The 16222-nt window shown below is 69.9% G+C and carries 7 protein-coding genes and 1 tRNA gene; 5 read left to right on the top strand and 3 right to left on the bottom strand.

Annotated features, from left to right (window positions below; genetic code table 11):
* Positions 1 to 223 precede the first annotated feature (223 nt).
* The 5 genes from ribA (at position 224) to ACIPFH_RS23960 (ending at position 11002) form a co-directional block, all read left to right on the top strand.
* Entirely contained in the window at positions 224 to 865 is a 642-nt protein-coding gene (gene ribA / locus ACIPFH_RS23980; RefSeq protein WP_401829168.1) for a GTP cyclohydrolase II, read from the top strand.
* A 346-nt stretch (positions 866 to 1211) separates the two neighbouring features.
* Positions 1212 to 1571, top strand: a complete 360-nt coding sequence (locus ACIPFH_RS23975) for a hypothetical protein (protein WP_401829165.1) — start codon at positions 1212 to 1214, stop codon at positions 1569 to 1571.
* 419 nt (positions 1572 to 1990) lie between these two features.
* Positions 1991 to 2800 (top strand): hypothetical protein, encoded by an 810-nt coding sequence (locus tag ACIPFH_RS23970; protein ID WP_401829163.1) that lies wholly within the window; start codon positions 1991 to 1993, stop codon positions 2798 to 2800.
* 67 nt (positions 2801 to 2867) lie between these two features.
* Positions 2868 to 5906 (top strand): hypothetical protein, encoded by a 3039-nt coding sequence (locus ACIPFH_RS23965; protein WP_401829160.1) that lies wholly within the window; start codon positions 2868 to 2870, stop codon positions 5904 to 5906.
* A gap of 5 nt (positions 5907 to 5911) precedes the next feature.
* Positions 5912 to 11002, top strand: coding sequence for a hypothetical protein (locus tag ACIPFH_RS23960; RefSeq protein ID WP_401829158.1), 5091 nt, complete (start codon positions 5912 to 5914; stop codon positions 11000 to 11002).
* Positions 11003 to 11231: 229 nt separating this feature from the next.
* On the opposite strand, the gene ACIPFH_RS23955 is transcribed toward ACIPFH_RS23960, so the two are convergent.
* The 3 genes from ACIPFH_RS23955 to ACIPFH_RS23945 form a co-directional block, all read right to left on the bottom strand.
* Positions 11232 to 11304, bottom strand: a tRNA-Lys gene (locus tag ACIPFH_RS23955).
* A 123-nt stretch (positions 11305 to 11427) separates the two neighbouring features.
* Positions 11428 to 12981, bottom strand: coding sequence for an amino acid permease (locus ACIPFH_RS23950; RefSeq protein ID WP_401829155.1), 1554 nt, complete (start codon positions 12979 to 12981; stop codon positions 11428 to 11430).
* 48 nt (positions 12982 to 13029) lie between these two features.
* Positions 13030 to 16116 (bottom strand): FG-GAP repeat domain-containing protein, encoded by a 3087-nt coding sequence (locus ACIPFH_RS23945; protein ID WP_401829154.1) that lies wholly within the window; start codon positions 16114 to 16116, stop codon positions 13030 to 13032.
* Positions 16117 to 16222 lie beyond the last annotated feature (106 nt).

Raw genomic sequence — 16222 nt, 5'->3', positions numbered from 1 at the left:
GCGAACCGCAACCTCGCGAGCCGCGGCGGCGGGCGCGCGAGCCTCGGCCCCCCGGAACCCAGCCGCTGGCGTACGAGCCGCATCGTCGTGAGCCGCACCACAAAGCAGTTGCTTCAAATTTCAAGCATGCGGTAGGGTCTCGAATCGTTGGATCTGCTTCAAATCTGAAGCACAGGGCGGCCCGGCGTCGCTCTGTCACCGTCCTCCGGACCCGGGAGACCGCATGCCCGACACCCCCGCCGCCACCCCGCGCGCCCGCGTCCGCGTACCGCTGCGCTTCCCCGACGGCTACTCCGTCGACGCCGAACTCGTCACCTTCCACGGCCTCACCGACGGCCAGGAGCACGTCGCCGTCGTCCTCGGCGAGTCGGCGCCCGGTGCCACCCCGCTGGTCCGGCTGCACTCCGAGTGCCTGACCGGTGACGTCTTCGGCTCCGCCCGCTGCGACTGCGGGCCGCAGCTGCGCGAGGCGGTCGAGCGCATAGCCGGCACCGGCGGCGTCCTGCTCTACCTCCGCCAGGAGGGCCGCGGCATCGGCCTCTACAACAAGCTCGACGCGTACGCCCTCCAGGACCAGGGCCTGGACACCTACGAGGCGAACGCCGCGCTCGGCCTGCCCGAGGACGACCGGGACTACACGGCCGCCGCCCAGATGCTGCGCGCCCTGGGCATCACGGGCCTGGACCTGCTGTCCAACAACCCCGACAAGGCCGACCAGCTGCGGGACCTGGGCATCGACGTCCAGGACCGGGTCCCGACGGGCGTCTTCACGACCCCGCACAACGTCCGCTACCTGCGCGCCAAGGTCCTCCAGACCCAGCACACGCTGCCGCTCGCGGACCTCACCGGGCTGAACGTGGGCTGACCGCCGACGGCCCGAACGGGCCGTCCAGCGCGGCCCACTGGAGCAGCATGACGTGCTCGGTCATCGGCGGCCTGCGGCGGGCGCCGTGAAACGTCGACGGCACGGGCGTCCCGGGCTTCGGGGACCTCACGGACGTCGACGAGGTCGGCGAGGTCCGTGAGGTCGGCGTAGGTCCGGTTGCCCCGGGCGCGGGCCCGCTCGACCATCCGGTCCGCCCCCTCCGACGGGCCCCCGATGCGCGGGACCGCGTCACAGCGGTCAGAATGTTCACGAGGGGCCGGAAAACGCCACCTCGCCCTCGACCCTCGGGTCCGCTCGGGCGTGCCGGTACATAGAATCCGATCTCATGCCGAAGCCTGACGAGCTGATCGTTGCCCTCGCCACTCTCGTGGAGTCCGGGCAGAGCAATCAGATGCCCCTGACCGTGGTCACCGGTGGTGCCGTCATCACCGGTCGACTGGCCCCCGAGGCCATGTGGCGGCAGAGGGTGTCGGAGGTGCTGACGAACTCCGCCCAGCTGGGCGATTTCTCCGCCGTCTTCGACACCTCCGCGAAGAACGAGGGACCGCCCACACACCTGCACTTCCACGTCGCCCGGATCCTGCAGGGCACGGTGGGGATCCCGGAGACGGGCGGGATGTACCGCGTGGCGATCGAGGACGTCAGCGCCTGGACCATCGGCGACTTCAGCTACTCGGACCACTGACCCACCGTCGCACCGGATGATCACGAACGCCCCCGGCTCAACCACTCCTGAGCCGGGTGCGTTTCGGTAGGCCCTGTGGGATTCGAGCCCACAACCAATGGGTTAAAAGTCCTGGTAGGGCTGTGGTGGGTGGTTCCGGATACTGAACCGGTCTCCGGAAATGCCTCTTCCGGGAAGCTCCTTCCCTCGTGTCACTGCAGGTCCCGGTGACCGTGAGGACGCATTCCCGCTCGCGGCCGGCGCCGGCTCGCGCCCTACTGGGCGCCCTAGTGGCTGAACCAGGCGCGCGACCTCCCCGATGCCGAGGCGGTGAGCGCCAGCGGTCAATTTGGGCAAGACGGAGACAGTGATGCCATGGCCCTTGCCATAATCGCGGCAAGAGGACGAATCCGGGGGGGTTGATGGCAGACGTTGTCGCAGTGCACGGCATTCTCGCCAACAGGTCGAGCCGCGAAGAGATGCACGATTCCTGGCTGGCCGCTCTGCGTGAGGGCTTGTGGAACGTGCGGTTCCCCGAAGTCGAAGATCTCACGCTCGAATGCGCGTTTTACGGGCACCTGTACAACGACGGCAAGGCAGGCCTCGCTTGGCAGTACGAGGTCGGAGATCTGACGTCCGATCTGGAAGAGGATCTCCTGGCCGACCTGGCCGACGGCGTCGACGACCCTTCGCGCGACATGGCGGGCAAGGCGGGATACGCGCCGCGGAGCGTGCAGTGGGCGATTGATTTGCTTCAGTCACGCAAGTTCCTCGGCGGCACGGTCGGCGCGATCATCGGTTTCATCAAGCAGGTGGCCCGCTATCTGCGGGACACGGAATTCAAGAAGCTGGTGCGCGCCGAGTTCAGCGCCGCCATGGAGACGCAGCCCCGCCTGGTGATCGCTCACTCGCTGGGCAGCGTCGTGGCCTACGACTGGCTGAGATCGCACCCGGCGACATCCGCGTCGACTCTGATCACCCTCGGCTCGCCCCTGGGGCTCCGCCCCATTCTCCGCGAGTTACATCCGCACATCGACGCCTGTCAGGCCCCCTGGCCCGTCGGCATCGACACCTGGGTCAACGTCGCCGCGAAAGAAGACGTCGTCGCCACGGTCAAGAAGCTGGACGGACTGTTCGCAGGGAAAATCCGCGACCTTCCCGCGTCCAACTCCCGTGCCACCGCCCATGACGCCGGCGCCTACTTGAAGAACGTCCGCACCGCCCAGTCAGCAAAGGCAGCTCTTGGCTGACCACACGGGGTACTTCTGCATTTCCGGGCGCCCGACCTACGGCGGATCGTTCGAGGACCTGAAGAAATTGCCGGATGAGGTCCGAGCCGTCCGCAGCAGTCTCAACGCCCTTGGTCTGACCGAGTTGTTCCCCGGTGAGGACGGCGACGCGCTCACCCACAGCGGCCTCAGAGACGCCTTGTTCAACTGGAGTCAGCACGATGGTGAGTATCCCGGTGAACGAACGGCGACCCTGGTCATCTACGCAACGGGCCACGGCTACGCGCTGGGAAAGGACTGGGTACTCGTTCCGCCGGAGCACGAACTCCCGGCAGACCCACGGAAAATGGACCCCAAGGCCGTCACCAGACCGGCCGATCTGATCGAGGCGTCGCGTCAGCGCGCAGACCTCGCCCAGGTCCTGCTGGTCCTGGACGCCTGCGGCGCCGCTCCCGGCGGCGAGCAGACGTTGTTGGACACTATCGCGCAGGCGCCTTACCAAGCCATCGACAACCAGCTCGACCTCTGGGTCGTGGCCGCGGCCCGGCGGTCCGAGAAGGCTCTCGAGACGGTGTTCTCCAACGCCTTGATCACCGCGCTGCGCGACGCCGCCGTTCCCTCCCGGGACCAACGGCACCTGGATCTGACGCAGGTGATGGAATCCGTCCAGCACACCCTGCGCAACACCTCGCAGAAGGCAAGGATCGTCGCCGGCCACGGCGATCCGCGCTGCCGGGCCCTGCCCAACCCGATGTACATGCCGCCCGACCCACCCAACTGGCTGCCGCCCGGCTGGAGTCCGGCCTCCCGCGGCGTCGTCAACGAGGAGACCCCCGGCTGGTACTTCACCGGACGCGAACGCGCGCTGCGCACCGTCATCGATCACCTGACCGGCGCCGGGTCCGCACCGCCGTTGTGGCTGACCGGCTCCCACGGCAGCGGCAAGACCGCGGTCCTGGCCCGTATCGTCACCACCGCGACCGCCGAACTGCGCGCCGCGCTCCCGGTCGTGGCCCGGCGCGGCGTACTCCCCGCCGACGACCTCATCCTGGCCCCGGTCGATGCCCGCGGCCGGACCACCGACCGGCTGGCCGCCGACATCTCCAGGTCGCTGGGGCTCACCGACGAGACCGCCTCCGACCTGCTGACCAAGCTCAGGCGGCAGAGCGGCGGGGCCGTCCGCGGGATCATCGTCGATCACCTGGACGAAGCTCGTGAGCCTGCCGCTGTACTGACCCGACTGGTCGAACCGTTGGCCGCGTTACCGAACGTCCGGGTGGTCGTGGGCGCCACCCGACAGCCGCCGGACCAACCGCCCCGGCCGATCGTCGATCTCGACGAACCAGGACACCACGGGCCCCCGTCCGTAGGCATTTACCTGCAGACCCGCTTCGCCTACGGCGGGCGCGCCTCCACCTCGACCGCCGCCCTGCAACAGATCTGCGGAGGCTGTTTCACGGCGGCCGTCACCGCGGCGGACGTCATGCTCCGGGAGAACACCGACTCCCTGGAATACGCCTGCGAGGCCGCCGCCGACCGGCTCGACGGCCTGCTCCACCGGACGCTTCAGGAGTTCCTCCCCCCGGCCACCGCAAACGCCGTGGCGGACACCCTGACCACGCTGTGCTCCTTCGGCGACGACCTCTTCCTCGATCTGCGGACCTGGGCCGCCGTCGCCGCCCGCCTGGGCGGCACCCCGCTCTCCCCGCAGAAGCTGGGGGCCTGCCTTCCCGCCTGCCGCACATTCCTCGTGCAGCGGGGCGCCACCGGTGGGGAGCCGGGGAACCCGCACGGCGAATGGCGGCCGTCCCACCCCGCACCGGCGAACGGGCGCGGGGCACGCCGTACCGTGCTGCGTCACCTGTACGACGAACTCGATGCGGCCCGCCGCCGCTGGGAGAACGTCCCGCCCCACCTGCTCGACATCCTCGCCGCCGCGGCCGCCGACCCGACCAGCGGCATGGGCCACCTGATGGACGACCCGGACTTCCTGCTCGCGCTGCCACGCCTGACCATGACACGAACGGTCAAGGCCCTGCGCGGCCCGGACCAGGCAGCACGTACCGCCGTATGGAACAACCAGCCCCGCCGCGGGAAGGTGCACCAGCGCCGTTTCGCCCTCGCGCTCACCGCCACCCGCAGGGGCCTCACCGATCTCGCCAGCGCCGTCGGCCCCGTCGTCGCTCCCCCCGGCTCACTCGAAGTGCGCTGGGCGAACCCCGCCGTCCGTGAACACCACACGACCACACGAGTGTCTGCGGCCGGGGAACCCGGACCCCGCTCCCTCATCACCGCTCACGACGACGGCACGGTGATCTGGTGGGACGGTGCCAACGGTGAGAGGTCGACATCGCGGTTGGGCCTCGGTCCTGTCCGCGACCTGCACGCGATCGCGGGCTCCGACGGTGCTCAGGCACTCCTTGTGCTCTCGGACGGCTCGGTGCTCCGGTGCTCCCCGGACGTCGACGAGGAGCAGATCCTGCGGACGGGATCCGGTGACCTGCCCGGCCCCTCGGCGTCCCACCCGGCCGGCCTCCTCGCCCTCGGTCACGGCCCGGCCGTCGAGGTACTGGCCGCATCCGGCGCCGCTCCCATACACCTCGAAGCGCTCCGACAGCCCGTCGTCGCACTGGCCATGGCCGGCCGGGGAGACGATCCCGTCGTCTGGGTGGCCACCCTCGACGGAGTGGTTCGCCGATGGTCCCCGGCCCACCGGGCCGCCCCTCGAAGAGTCGCGCTGTGCCCGAACCCCGTGCGCTTGGCGGTCTCGGCCGACGGCGAGACGGCCGTGATCGTCGACGCTGGCGGCACCTGCACGTTCGTGGGGGGTGCGGCCCCGCTCGCGGGTACTGTCCCGGCGCTCGAACACAACCTGCGGGCTGTCCACCTGACGGCCGACTGGTTCGTCCTCGCCGGCGGTGACAAGGACGGCAGCTGGCTGGAAACCCGCAGTGTCACCGACGGCAGTGGCGCCCGCTGGCCGCTCGACGCACTGCCGGCCGGAGTCTGTTCGCACGGAACACACGGACTGATCGTCGCGACGTCCCGCGCGCTCTCCCTGCTGCACGCCGAGCCCCATCAGAACCAAGGAAGCCCGGCATGCCGCTTCAACGGCCCCAGGAGGTAACCCAGATGGCAGCATCGCCACACCCCCCGGCCCACACGCCCGGCAACGCGTTCGTCCGCGATCGGCTGGTCGGGCTCCTCCTGCTGCTGAACCTTGCGGCCGGCCAGGACATCGACGAGCAGGAACTCACCACCGCCCTGGCGGAGCTCGACCTCGTTGGCGGATGGGTCGGCGAGCTGCAGAAGGGACCGGCCGGCGAAGCCGCCCTCGCCTCTCTGCCCGATTGGCTGACCGTGGCCGAGAACAGCGGTCTCGCCCTCCTCGTCGACATCTGCTTCGGGGCACGAACGACACAGCGGGTCCCGGGCGGCCCCGCGCAGGCGCACGGGTCGATGAACCGGCTCATCGACGAGCTGGATGACGAGATCCTGGAACAGCTCTCGGAGCTGTGGGCCGAATGCCCTGTGAAGTCCTCGTGCGCGAGCGGAGAACAACCTCGTAGCGGCCCGGCGCACGCAGCGGTGCTCGACGGGCCCGGGGGGCGCATCGCGATCACCTTGGCCGACGGGCCGTCCATGGCCGGGACGGTGTCGGACGGCCCGTTCTCGGCAGGCGCGCCGGGGTGGCTCAGGCCTCTGGAATGGGCCGGCCCGCACGTCATGGCGGCATGGGAAGCGGTGGCGAAGCTGCTCGAGGACTTCGGAGTGGTCGGCGCGGGAGGACGGCCCCCCCTTCCGGCGGGAGTATGGCCCGCCTCGCAGCCCGCCGACGACCCGGCGATCGGGCTCGGCTACGCGCTCGACATGCTCGCGGAGGCCGCCGGACTGCCCCGCCCGGCCGTCCTGGCCGTCGGTACCGCGACGCAGGGGCAGAGCTTCGCACCGATGACAGAGGCAGATCTGGCCGGCCGGGTCGAGGCGCTCGCGCTGGTCGGCGTCACCGTTGTCCTCGCCCCGACGGCGCGCGGCTGGGTCCAGGCCGGCCCTGGAAACCTGAGGGCGCCGCTGTCCGACGTGCCGATCGCGTCGACGCTGGACGCCGCCGCCACCGCTGTCTGGGGTGGCCGCTGGGCCGACTGGAAGTACAACCGGAACAGCGCCGAGCTGCGCCGCCTGGGCTGGATGCCCGACCCGATGGCTCCCCGGTCCGACGACATTGTGGTGAGCCAGGTGGCCGACCTCCAGACGATCTTCCAGGGGTCCCCGTCACCAGGGCAGACGGGCTCGGGCGGGAAGCCGAAGGCCGCCGGCCGGAAGCTGGCGGAGCAATCCAGACGCGTGGCCGTCATCGGCGGCACCGCACGCAGCGGCAAGAGCACGATCGCCCGGCTGCTGGCTGGCAGGTTGCGGGATCAGGACTGGCAGGTCCAGACGATCAGGTCCCTCGACGGGGAGCTGCCCGACCGCGACCCGCTGATCGAGGCGTGCCGGCGCGCGATCGCGCTGCTGGACCGTGACAAGAGCAAGCCCTGCCTGCTGATCCTGGACGGCCTCCTTCCGCTGCAGGGCGGCAACAACGCGGTGGACGCGCTGCTGCCTCTTGTGTCGGAGTCCCTTCGGGTGAGCGTGCTCGCGGCTCTGGAGTACAACCTCTCCGCGGCCTTCGAATGGAGCACGGAAAGCATCGATGTCGTCCCGGCGTGCGTGGGCAAGCCGCGCCTGAAGACCTTCGTCGAGCGGATGTCCAGCAAGAGCCCCGGAATCCTGAGCCGCCGGGCCGGGCTGGAGGAACTCGAACGGGATGACGGCACCCGGGATCTCGCGGTCCTCATCCGGGTCATGCGCACCGGCGGAGGGAAGGACCCCGTCCTCGCCTGCTTCGACGAACTCGGCTTGCAGGAGAGGCAGGCGGTGGCCGAGGCCGCGGCGGCCTCAGTGATCCGTTCGGGAGTGCCCGATGAGACACTCACCGACCTCACGGAGGATGAGCGGCAGGTCCTGTCCGTCCAGTCACTGGCGGGACAGGACCTGGTCAGGATCGCGAGCACCGAGGACAGCGTCCGGATCCTGCGCCGTGTTCTGCAGCTCGAGGAAGATCCTGACGAACCCGACCTGATCCCCTCGGTGGGTGAGCGGCGCGTGATGTCGAAGGTCGTCGAGCTCGTGCTGCCGCGTGTGGAGGCGCTCATGCGCCAGGCTCCCCGAGACGTCCTGCCGCGGCTGCTCGGCGCCCGGCTCTACCGCGCCCGGGTCGCGGCCGAGTTGCTCGACCACACCCGGCGCAGCGGCGCACTCGACGACTGGCTGCAAGGGGCGCAAGCGACCGAACTCGCACGCGGCCTGACAGCGCTGGGGAGTTCACTGAACGAGGAGATCACCGAGGACTTCATCCTGAAGTTCGTCCAGCGGCTGAAGGAAGACCCCTCACCACTGCGCCTGCACGACCTGGTGCATGTGATCCGTGGCATCCGCCATGCCATGTCCACCGGCGCGCTCGCCCTGGACGAAGCCAGATCTTGGCTGAAGACGCAGGTCAACGCCTTGATCACGCGCGGCGAGGGCACCGCTCAGGAACGCCTGCACCTGCTCAGCCTGATCGAGTGGTTCCAGGACGCCGATCTCAACGAGATCATCGTCCTACGGGTTGCGGAGGTCGTCACCGACCTGGTTCCCGCCCGCCCCGCGGACTACTTCCTCGTGTTGCGTGCCCTCCGTCTGCAGCGCCGGCTGTGGCGGCGTGTGGCGGACGACAGCGACGTCCACTACGAGGACGCCGCCGGATACCACCCGGTCGACCAGGAGCCCGGTCCAGAGCTGCTGGTCGACTACCGGGGCAGAGCGGAGGACGGATTCGCCGTCATCCTCGCCGGGATGATGCTGCGTCGTCAGGTAGAGGGGACCGAGTGGGCCCCGATGATCGACGACTACCAGGACCTCCTCCAACCCGCCCTGGACAACAGCAGCCCACGCGATGTCATCTCCGCACTGCGGGAGTTGCGGCGGACGTCCGGCATGCACCGCAACGAGATCCTCAAAAGGGCTGTCGACACCCGCTGGGACCAGGGCCGTTACCTGAACGCCCTCCGTGACCTCCTACGACGCGCCACGCCGATGGAGGTCGTGGAGCTCCTGCGCGTCGTTCAGGGCCTCCACGCCTGGTGCGCCTGTCTGCTGCTCTCGGCTCCCACCAAGGGCCGGGTGCGCAGTGCTGCCGACCTCACGCCCGACGACAAGTTCGTCCGGAGCCTGGCTCGCGCGGCCAAGAACGATCCCAAGGCCGCCGGCATGCTGCTGTCGGTGACGTATGCGGTAGAGGATCCCTACCACCAGAACGGCGAGACCTTCGCCCAACGGCTGGGAGACGAGTTCGGCGATCAGACCGTGACGGACTGGCTGCAGAGCGACCCTCGGCCTTCCGTGAAGTACTACGTGGTCAAGGGTTTGTGGGAGGCGCAGGTCTCGTACCGCGAGGCGGGCCTGGAACTGATGGTCGACATCGTCAAGCAGGCGCTCACGACGTCCCGCCGGGTCTGGGGTCCCCGGCTCGCCCTGCGGATCGGAGAAGACCCCGAATTCGGGCAGGGCTTCCTGCACAGCCTGCGCGAGAGGGTCGGCATCGACGACCTGCTGAACGGCATGAGCGTGTGGTCCCCTCCGGACGCGCAGGCGGAATTCCACCGGCTGGCTCGCGCCCTCTATCCCAACGCCCCACGCCGATACGCCCAGACGTTCGACGTCCGAGAGCTGGCACAGCGCCTGGCCAACGCCCCGACCATCCCCGTCGCGGAAGCCTGCCGGGAGGTGGCCCGCACGATGCGGCACACCGACGGAATCTCCGGAGCGACCCTGCTGCAGAAGACGAGCAGGATCATCGGGCGGCCGAACGTGTGGGTCGACCGGCTCGACACTGCCAAGACCGGCGAGGAGTTCACGCAGGTCCTGCGGATCCTCAGTCACGTCAACCGGGGCTTCGTGGGCCGCGAGCTCACCAAGTACGGCAATCTCACGCTGCGCACCGTCCGCTCGGCGGACGAATCGCGTCTGGCCTGGAGAACCCGTTCCGCGATGTACCAGAACCCGGTCGCGGCCACGGGTCTGCTCGCGGCTCTCGAGGACATCGCCGGGCTGGGTGAGCCTGTCTACCGAGGGCTCACGAGCGACGCCCTGCTGATGAGGATCTTCACCGAGGAACTGCAGTTACTGCAGAACCCCTCCGAGCAGTACATGGCGGCGCTGAACCTCTCCCGAATCGGGATCGGGCCCAAACAGGCGCTCAACGCTGACTGGACCAGTACGACGTACGAGCTGAAGAGACTCATCATCGCCACCGTCTCCAGCCCGCGGGTCATCCGCGACATCCTGCGCACCATGGCGCTGTGGGAACGGCGGTGGGCGCTCGAACTGGTCCCGAAGATCGACCCGGGCAAGCTGGAACGACGGCTGCGGCTGGGCCTGGTCGCCGACCTGGAACCGGCCATCGGACTCGCTGCCCTCCTGACGAGCCTCCTCAGCCATGACAAGGCGTCAGCCATGCTCGACGCGCTCAGGGAGACCGGCTGGACCAGGGTGGTCGAACACGTCGACCTGCCCTCGGCAGTCCTGCTGCTGCAGCTGGCGGCACGGCTGCAGCCCCACCATGCCGGTACGGTCGCGTCAGCCGTCAACGCCCGGATCGTCACCCTGCTGGCCCGCGAGATCGTTCTCGACGACCGGGCAATGTGGCGGGAAGTGGGTCACGCCTGCCAGGCCCTGTCGACAGCCGGTTTCCCGGTACGGAACGTCAGCGTTCGGCCGGCCCGCGAACCCCTCATCGCCGACGCCCCGTCGGTGTCCCGCGCCCTCCACTGGCTTCCGCCCACTCCCTGGCGCAACCGCCACCAAACCCTGGCCGTGGAGCGCCTCATCACCCACCCTCCGCGCTCCCCCCGGGATCTGACCCTCGCCCTGGCCGGCGCCACCGCCGGCGGCCACCTCGGCGACCTCCTCTCCCAGCTCGACGACCTGAGCCTCCTCTCCGACGCCGCCACCAGAGACCTCGCCGACCTGACCGAGTTCGCCGAGTCTCACCACGACCTTGCCGGCGCCCTGCACCCGTACCACGCCCTCTTCACATCCCACCTCCAAGCCGTCACCTCCGTAGCCTCGCTGGATGCCAACCGCCTCCGCCAGAGCATCACCAGACTCGCGTCCGGCAGGACAGCGGACGACGCCGGCTGACCCGGCACGGAGCGAAGGACCGCAGCGAGCGAATGGCCCAGCGATGGAAACGGCGAGTCCCCGGCCCGTGATCGGCCCGGGGACTCTTCAGCGCATCGGCCGCAGCCGGTTCGCAGGCCACCAGCACGCTCGCGCACGCAGGGCCCCCAAACAAGACAGCGTCCGAGTCAGCCGAAGCCGACCCGGACGCTGCACCGCAGGTCAGAGGAGGTACCCCACCCGCGAACCGTAGGCCCTGTGGGACTCGAACCCACAACCAATGGATTAAAAGTCCACTGCTCTGCCAATTGAGCTAAGGGCCCAGGCGATGTTGTCTCCCCGAGCATAGCCGGACGTGGCCGTGTCTCCGATCGGGTATCGGAGACACGGGCGCGCCGAGGGACTCGAAGCGATCCGGATCGGTCACGGAACCCGGCGGACACCGCTCAGTTGTGCGGTGGTCCGACAGGTGACTTCGCCCGCGCCGCCTCGCGGGCGATGGTCCGTTCGTGTTCGGGGTTCAGGAACCAGTTCCGGGCCGAGGCCTGCCACCACACTCCCGCGAAGCCCAGGACGACGAGGACCGCGACCGGGGCGTAGTTGAAGGTCTCCCAGGTGACCGGGGAGACCTGGGGCAGCATGAACAGGACGGTGATGACGGCCACCCACGCCACGGACACCACGCCGATCGCCTTCGACCAGCGGCCCAGGTGCCACGGCCCCCGCTCGAAGGCCTCACCCTTGCGGATGCGCAGCAGCGTCGGGATGACGTACGCGATGTAGAGGCCGATGACGGCGATGGAGGTGACGGCCGCGTACGCGGTGACGTTGATCAGATACGGCAGGCCCAGCACCAGCGCGCCGCCGGCCGCCAGCCAGACCGCCGCGACGGGGGTACGGGTGCGCGCGCTGACGGTGTGCCAGACGTGGGAGTACGGCAGCGCGCCGTCGCGCGAGAAGGCGTAGATCATGCGGCTGTTGGCCGTCACCGACGCCATCCCGCAGAACAGCTGGGCGCCGATCACCACGAGCAGCAGCAGCTTGCCGGCGGTCGCGCCGAGCGCGTCGAGCAGGATCTGGGCGGGCGGCGCGCCGGTCGGGGAGGCGAGCGCGGCGTCGTAGGACTGGATGGCGTACGTGAAGCCGAGCAGGAGGACGAAGCCGGCGATCCACGAGGTCCAGATGGACTGCACGATGCCCTTGGGTCCGGCCGTCGAGGCGTCGTGCGTCTCCTCCGTCATATGGGCGGAGGCGTCGTAGCCGGTGAAGGTGTACTGGGCCATCAGCAGGCCGAGCAGGACGACGTACACCCCGCTGCCCCAGCCCGTGTTGTTGACGAACTCGCCGAACACGAAGGACGTCGACTGGTGCTTGTCGGGGACGAAGGCCAGCGCCCCCACGATGACGCCGACGCCCAGCACGTGCCACCACACGCTCACGCTGTTGAGGAGGGCGACGATGCGGACCCCGAAGGTGTTGAGCAGGCCGTGCAGCACCAGGATCCCGGCGAAGAGCAGGACCGTCCGGCCGGGCGTCACCTCGAAGTCGAACTGGAGGTTCAGGTAGGCGCCGAGGAAGGACGCGGCCCCGAAGTCGATGCCGGCCGTCACGGCCACCTGGCCCAGTACGTTGAACCAGCCCGTGAACCAGGCCCAGGCCGCCGCCGACCGCGGGGGCGCCAGCCGGTGCGCCCAGAAGTACAGGCCTGCCGACGTCGGGTACGCGGAACAGATCTCGGCCATGGACAGGCCGACGAACAGGGTCATCAGCCCCACGGCGACCCAGCCCCAGGTGATCACGGCCGGTCCGCCGGTGTTCATGCCGAACAGGTACAGCGTCAGGCAGCCCGACAGGACCGAGATGATCGTGAAGGAGACCGCGTAGTTGGAGAACGCCGACATGCGGCGGGCCAGAACCTGGGTGTAGCCGAGCTGGGCCAGCCGCTCTTCGTCCGAGAGAGTCCCGGGAGACCGCCCACTCACCATGCCGTCATCTGTCATGCCCCCAGCAATTCCCTTACCGGGGGCGTGACACACGTCACAACTTGGCTAGAAAATGCCCTTGTAGTTCTGCCAGCCGGTGCCGATCTTCACGCGCGAGGTGAAGGAGCCCTTGCCGTTGCCGGGAATCCGGTACAGCGCCCCGGCCGTGTCCCGCGCGATCAGGTCCGCCTTCCCGTCCCCGGTGATGTCGCCGACGCCCACGACCACGTTGTACGGGGCGCCCCAGCCGGCGAACAGCTTCACCCCGGGGCCGAAGGTCCCCTTGCCGGTCCCGTAGAACCGGTACAGGTTGTTCGCCTTGTCCTGGGTGAGCAGGTCGCCGACGCCGTCGCCGTTGAGGTCGCCGGCCGCGACGACCCTCTTGTACGCCTTCCAGTTCGCGTACAGCTTCACGCCGGTCGCCAGCCTGCCCGTGCTCGTGCCCTTGTAGAGGTACACCGCTCCGGTCGTGGCGTTGCGGGCGATCAGGTCCGGACGGCCGTCGCCGGTGACGTCACCGGATGCGGTGAGGGTGTCGAACTGGTTCCAGCCGGTGCCGATCTTCGTGTACGACGTCAGGACCGTGGACGTCAGGACACAGGGCAGCCGGTACAGGTACAGATCCCCGTTGCCCATCCGCAGCAGCACGTCGTTGCAGCGGTCTCCACTCAGGTCCCCCACGGGCACCGGAGTGATGGGCGACCCCCAGCCCCAGCCCCCGACCCGTCCGGAGAAGGTGCCGCTGCCCGTGCCCCGGTGGAAGTTCAGCAGGCCCCCGGAGTCGACGGTGACCAGATCACCGACCCCGTCCGGAAGCAGACTCGGGGTGCCCACGTAGTCGTGGTGCACCGCGCCGCCCTGCTGCAGCCGGACCGTGCCCTTCACCGTGAGCGCGGCCCCGACGCCGTCGGCGGGCGTGAACGAGGCCGTCCAGTCGTACAGCCCGTTCGGGGCGTACGTGCCGCCGGTGGTGCCGTCCCACTCCAGCCGGGGCAGCGCGCCGCGCACCGGACCGCCGCCGCGGCTGACGACGGTCTTGCCGCTCGCCTTGCTCCGGATCGTGAACTGCCAGCTCGCCACGGGCTTCGACAGCAGGGTGTCGTTCTCGGTGAGCAGTGCGCCGTTGTCCGCTTGCGCCCAGATCGCGTCGGTGGTCCGCTGGGCCTCCAGCAGCCCCAGCGGCTGCTGATCCACCCCGGACGGCACGAGGTGCACCTGCTCCTTGTCGTCCACATAGGCCGCGTTCGCGCCCGACTCGTCGACCGTCCAGCGCACGTCCCGCTGCGAGACCCCGGTGTCGGGCAGGTCGCCGATCACCCGGCCGGCGGGGGTGCCGTCGGCGAACGTCGTCAACGTCAGCTTCCCGGCCCGCTTGTCGTGCGTGACGACGTACCCGTCGCCGAGCTTCGCCTCGTCGGCCGGGACGGCCACGGACCTCTTGGCCGTACGGTCGTACACTCCGGCCCTGTCACCGCAGTTCCAGTAGAGCCAGCGGCCCAGTGCCTGCACTTCGGTGGGCGTGCAGTCGGCGTCGGTGGTCAGCGTCTCGGTGGTCTTCTTCGACGTCAGGTCGTAAGCGGTGAGCGTGCCGGGGGTGGCGCCGGCCGTCCACAGGACGTCGCCGGAGACGGCGGCGGGGCCCGGCGGGCGGGTGACGACCGGGCTGCCGCCGTCGATCCGGTAGACGTACTGCTGGGCGGACGTCGTGTAGAGCACGTACGCCCCGGACACCTCCGTGATCCGCCCGCCGGCGGGAACGGCGACCTCCCAGTTGTCGTACGCCGCCGGCCCGTTGGCTCTGATGCGGTCGTACGACTCCGATTCGCGGTCCAGCCAGACTGCCTGCCCGCCGGCCGTACCGAACAGCTGGGAGCATCCGACGTCCGCCACCGGGCAGTTGTCCACCAGCATGTCCGTACCGTCGTACGACGAGCGCGCCCCGAACGTCGGCGTCCCGGTCGCGGCGACGGTCCGCCCGTAGGTGTCGCGAAATCCGGCGTAGCTGGGATCGGCGACGACGAGCTTCCCCTGGTCCAGGGAGATCCCCTGAATCCTGTACGGCGGCCTCGGCAGTGCCTTGAGCCGGGTGACGACCGGGGTGCCGTCCGCGCCCGGGTGGATGCGCTGGACGCCCCAGTCGTCCTCGGCGGCGGCGGTGCGGCCGACGGCCACCGCACTGCCGTCCGACACCGCGGAGATACGGGGGTTCGACGCGGGCAGCAGGGTCTTCGAGGGGCCGCCCGAGACGGGCTGGGCGATCACCGCGGTATCCGGCCGGGTCACCAGCCAGTCGCCCACCACGGCGATGTCCCGCGTCGGGTCCGCGCCGCCGCCGGCCAGCGTGACCTCGACGGGGGCGGCGGACAGGTCGGAGCGGGAGAACACCTGGACGACGGGGTCGCCGACCGCGAAGAGGACCACGTGATCGGTGGTGACCTGCGCATTGGCGTAGACCTTGGTGCGCGGCGGGGTCCACCCCCGCACCTGGCCCGTGCTCCGGTCGACCATGACCGACACGTACGGGCCGCCCGCCCGTCCGGCGCTGAAGAGCAGCCCGTCCGCGTCCCCGCCCCTGGGCTGTCCGAGGATGTACCCCTCGGGCGCTCCGGTCACCGGCACGTCCCGTGTGCTGCCGTCGGCCTCGGGCGACAGCAGATGCATCTCCCGGTCGACCGTCGTCCCGTTCTCGTCCTTCACCGTCCGGTAGGCGACCGCCAGGTCGGCGTAGACGGTGAGCAGCGTCAGCCCTTCCGGCGTCCGGATCGTGCGCGTGGTGCCGTCGGCCGCGTTCCACAGGTCGACCCGGCCGCCGGCGTAGTGATAGGCGAGGACGTCGCCGCCCGTCGTGGCGTAGTTGGTGTAGCCCGTCGGATGGACCACCTTGACGGACGTGCCGTCCGCATAGCGCGTCCAGACCAGGCCGGAGCCCTCCAGGGTATGGAACACGCCCTGGGCGCCGGCCCCGTCGCGCCCGGAGTACGACGACCCTCCGTAGACGGCCGCCCCGGTGTAGGTGCTGCGCAGCGTCGCCGGCACCACCGTCTCCTGCGGCGTGTCCGCGACCGCGGTCGACGGCAGCAGCGGGGTCAGGCCGGCCGCCAGGACGGCGGAGGCGGCGACGAGACGCAGACGTGCGGAGCCATGGCGAGCCAAGAGAGTCCCTCCCCGGGAACGGAGACGGGCTGGACGCGCTGCGGCGCCTGCGGCCCCCCGGCCTTCGCATCCGTCTCACAAGTCGGCTGATCCTACAGTCACTTCA

Source organism: Streptomyces sp. NPDC088157 (assembly GCF_044741545.1).
Classification (GTDB): Bacteria; Actinomycetota; Actinomycetes; order Streptomycetales; family Streptomycetaceae; genus Streptomyces.
The sequence above is the reverse complement of the archived record's forward strand: the minus strand, read 5'-3'. Positions and strand labels throughout refer to the sequence as shown.